This window comes from Colwellia sp. MB3u-55 (assembly GCF_014076785.1).
In the GTDB taxonomy this organism is placed as follows: Bacteria; Pseudomonadota; Gammaproteobacteria; order Enterobacterales; family Alteromonadaceae; genus Colwellia_A.
The window spans coordinates 1-1,455 of sequence record NZ_JACGUS010000126.1 but is presented as its reverse complement, the minus strand read 5'-3'; the positions used below and the strand labels follow the sequence as shown (position 1 = coordinate 1,455).

The window sequence follows — 1,455 nt, the reverse complement described above, 5'->3', positions numbered from 1 at the left end:
TCTTGGTTTATTACTTATATAAAAAGATAGACGGTGTATCAAACACATAACAAGAACTTCAAGAGGGACAAAATAAAGTTGGCTGTTTTGTTCACTCCGTTCACCTATTTTAGCCAACTCTATTTAGCCCCTTAAGTGGGCGTTAGGTTTTCATCAATTATGGCATTTGAACGGATTCAGAAGCAACCCCATACAATCGCAGATAAAACCGTGCTTGTATCTTATGATCGTTTTACAACACGCTTTGAAATTAAAAGTGACGAAGAAGTTGTATATTCTTCTTTAGTTTTACTTCCCATTAAAAAAACGAAAATACTTATAAATAATCAACAGTTTACTTTAAAGATATTCTGGTTTATTTTGTGGCAATCTCAATTAGTAAATGCAGATGGTGTTGTGGTTAAGGAATTACTATATCGTCGCCGTAAAAAATCTATTGGTCTGCTTATCTATTTTGCTTTGATCAGTAGCGTTAAAGTAGGTATTGGCTTGGTGGCTTAAAAACCTAACAAGGCAATAAAGCAGGACTAAAAAAAGTTGGCTGCCGTTCGTGCCTCACTATTTTAGCCAACCATTTTTAGCCTCTTATTGGGGCGTTAGGTGTTTCGAGATAACGGATGGAAACTTTAGGCTTCATTGTTGAATTACTAATACTGATGATCATAGTTTTTACACCTATTGTTTGCGTGTGTAAAAATTATAGCTTTGTGAAATTGTATTTGGTTTCTGCGCTCATTATATCTCTTATGCTCATTGTAGGCGCATATTGCCCTCACTTTTTCACAGAGGTACGTCTTGATTCAATGGGATTTGATTTTGAGGGGATGTCTGACGCAGAAAGAGTGCAAAATGTTGCTCCCGAAATGCGCGAAGAAGCAACCAAGCTTTATTGGTCAAATATGGGAAATGGTTGGCCAATGAAAGCTATCATATGGATGGTTTTTTTATTACCTTATCCTCTAATTGTTTGGGTGTTCGGATTAGCCTATAACAAATTAAAAAACAGGTTTGGGGCTAAAAACACCTAACAAGCCACTCAAGCAGGACAAATAACAGTTGGTTTTGTTCGCTTCGCTCTCTATTATAACCAACTATCATTTGCCTCTTAGTGGGGCGTTATGCGGCATTGCGAATTCGATTAAATGTAATTGTGGTAGTTGCCTTTTCCTTATCCTGGTTAGTTACGCGTAATTAAATCTATTTCAGTTTTTGGTTAAGTAGTTTTTCGCCAAAGTAGGTAAGTGATAAATTCACTTTTCATTAGTGGCTCAAAATTCACGGTTTAGTGTGTCGCAATGCTGTGAGTTTTTTAAACGTGCATTTTATGTTACTAATATTTATATAAATTGTGCGGTTTGTGGTAATGTAAAAATCGCATAACAAGGCATTCAAACGGACAAAAAACAGTTGGCTGTTTTCACTTCGTTCAACATTTTAGCCAACAATTTTTTGCCG

2 protein-coding genes are annotated in these 1,455 nt (G+C 36.0%); both read left to right on the top strand.

The window, feature by feature from the left end:
• Positions 1–159 precede the first annotated feature (159 nt).
• Positions 160–501: a hypothetical protein gene (locus H4J66_RS19915; protein WP_182176649.1), complete on the top strand. Its 342-nt coding sequence runs from the start codon at positions 160–162 to the stop codon at positions 499–501.
• A gap of 116 nt (positions 502–617) precedes the next feature.
• Positions 618–1,028 (top strand): hypothetical protein, encoded by a 411-nt coding sequence (locus H4J66_RS19910; RefSeq protein WP_182176648.1) that lies wholly within the window; start codon positions 618–620, stop codon positions 1,026–1,028.
• The last annotated feature ends 427 nt before the right edge of the window (positions 1,029–1,455 follow it).

Bases quoted from the DNA above. Each gene is read 5' to 3' on its own strand.
- H4J66_RS19915 (WP_182176649.1), top strand. From the start codon at position 160: ATGGCATTTGAACGGATTCAGAAGCAACCCCATACAATCGCAGATAAA.
- H4J66_RS19910 (WP_182176648.1), top strand. From the start codon at position 618: ATGGAAACTTTAGGCTTCATTGTTGAATTACTAATACTGATGATCATA.